Annotated in this window: 2 protein-coding genes and 1 pseudogene; 1 reads left to right on the top strand and 2 read right to left on the bottom strand. The window is 51.1% G+C overall.

Annotated elements, in window-relative coordinates; all coding sequences use genetic code 11:
* A pseudogene (locus IQ260_RS30180) lies at positions 1 to 210 on the bottom strand (histidinol-phosphate transaminase); the annotation flags it as partial.
* 235 nt (positions 211 to 445) lie between these two features.
* On the opposite strand from IQ260_RS30180, the gene IQ260_RS30175 reads away from it, so the two are divergent.
* The gene (locus tag IQ260_RS30175; RefSeq protein ID WP_193996736.1) at positions 446 to 1,219 is read left to right on the top strand and encodes a hypothetical protein; all 774 of its coding nucleotides are present in this window, start codon (positions 446 to 448) and stop codon (positions 1,217 to 1,219) included.
* A 48-nt stretch (positions 1,220 to 1,267) separates the two neighbouring features.
* Here IQ260_RS30175 and IQ260_RS30170 read toward each other — a convergent pair.
* Positions 1,268 to 2,045: SpoIID/LytB domain-containing protein (locus IQ260_RS30170; RefSeq protein ID WP_193996735.1), on the bottom strand; the 778-nt coding region annotated here is incomplete at its 5' end.

Raw genomic sequence — 2,045 nt, 5'->3', positions numbered from 1 at the left:
AGCTGCAGCCGTACAAAATTCCTGGGCGTAAGGATCGGGATAACGGCGTAGCCATTCACCGTCAAAGTTTTTCAGTACGGTAAATATCTGCGGTGAGGGCGGATAGGGATTCTCATTGCTATTAAGTTTGATAATCGGTGTGTCTGGGGATAGGTAAGGGCTGGGGCGGTGACCGACAGCCTGATGAATCAGGGGTCGAAAATATCTCATAAATTCCTTATTTCTACGGATGTCATCTCTTTTGTTTTTAGCAGGTATGTACTTTTGCTGACTTTTTTTAGCAGATAAAGATAGCGCCACCGTGATCCGCAAACTTAGGTGGGAATACTGTTATTAGTCATGGGCATTGCTGCTCCCTGGGATGATTGCCCATGTCCACGAGTTTCTCCGAGACCATCTGTCGTCTTTAGCTATTGATCTCTCTATAGACCTGTTGCTGTCCCCTATGAAAAACGCCGTTGATAACATTACGCTGATCAAACAGTTTCTCAAAGGAGAAGAGTCTCTTTTAGCCAACCGTGAACTGCGCTTAGAAAAGGCGTTAGACGAAATTCAGCTCTTGACCAACCAGGGGATATTATTGGCTAAGGGGCGTTTTTCAGCCAGCGTGCCCAATGTTGTTGTTCGACTCAAGTCTGATTACTGGGCACTGATCAATCAATTAGCTCTGGAGTCTCACTTTATCCCATTCCAGATCGCTCAGGCCCGTTTAGAAAAAGCCACCTTTGCCCAGTATGACCGCCACAGTGTGCCAGACGGATATCAAATTCACTGTCAAGAAGCATCAGCCTTTTGGAAAGCCTGGTGGATTAACCATCGCAAACTGCAGCTGATGGATATGCTGTTGCTGTGTCACAAACGCTGGTATCCGGTCAATCAAATGCTCTGTGACACGGGGACGATCTACGTTAAGACATGGCGAGGAGAACACGTACTGTCCCTGGCGGATACCGTTGTTTGGCTGGACCGTAATACCCACGAACAGCGGCGGCAGCTTAAGCGTCACCACGATCCGGAAAAACTAGCTGCGGTACCGATGAATCATCCGAATCATGCTAGCGCGGCTCCAAGCGATCAGCCGATGGTACCAGCCGATCTGCGGCCAGTCATTAAAGCTGGAAAAAATAAGCTGCTGGTCCATACGGTTTTGGGACCTGTCGTGATTGAAGGCCAAAATTTAACCTGTAGCCTGGCTCGCAAGGCGGCGAAAGTATCCTGAGTTGATCATGGTTAAACGGCTGTATAACCCGGATATTAATCACCAATATCAATCGCCAATATCAATGCGGCCTACCGAGGTGTCAGGGTAGTAAGCTGACAGAATTTCATAGTAACGATAACCTTGCTGGGCCAGGTCTAATGCCCCGGTTTGACTCATGCCGTAACCGCTGTGGGCATCGTTCACGATGTCTTGGTTGGCGGCGTAAAGCGACTCCACCACTCCGCCGCCATAGCTAATAAATTCTCCGGCTGTTTCATGAACGGCCTGGTGGGTGGAGCTGGCCTCAGTGGCGATGCCTTTATAGGCCTGATACCGCTGGGTATCGTCTAAATCATAGGTCCGTCCCTGGTGTCGCACGGTGTGTACGATGGCATAGGAACGGGCTGCCACCGCCTGGGCTTTGAGGGCTTCTATGGACCAGCTGGCGGACATTTCAGCTCCCACAACGCTGTACAGATAGTCTTGAAGCTTGACGTAATTGACGGTCATGACGCCGCCATTTTGCCAAACCAAGAGCAGACGCCCCCGATACCAGCGATCGCCCACGGCCACATAGCCGCTGTCGGGTTCTAACCAAACAGCAGTGGGTACGGGCTGACCGTTGACGAACAGACCTCGGCTATCGGCAGTGATTTGATAGCCCACATTGGCAGGCAGGCTTTCGAGCAGCTCCCCACTTGTACTCACGATGGCACCGCCTTGGGATGCTGCGACGGTGACACTGGATGCTTGCTTGGTCAGGGCCACCCGCATTTCTGTGTAGTTATCAATCGTTGGGTTTTCAGAGGGCTCTGGCGGTAGGGCCTGGACCGCAACTCTAGGG

Origin of the sequence: Leptolyngbya cf. ectocarpi LEGE 11479 (genome assembly GCF_015207065.1) — a bacterium.
GTDB classification, from domain to species: Bacteria; Cyanobacteriota; Cyanobacteriia; order Phormidesmidales; family Phormidesmidaceae; genus Leptothoe; species Leptothoe ectocarpi.
This window is presented reverse-complemented; position numbering and strand designations above follow the sequence as displayed.

Excerpts from the sequence above, each read along its gene's own strand:
- IQ260_RS30175 (WP_193996736.1), top strand. The coding sequence starts at position 446 with ATGAAAAACGCCGTTGATAACATTACGCTGATCAAACAGTTTCTCAAA.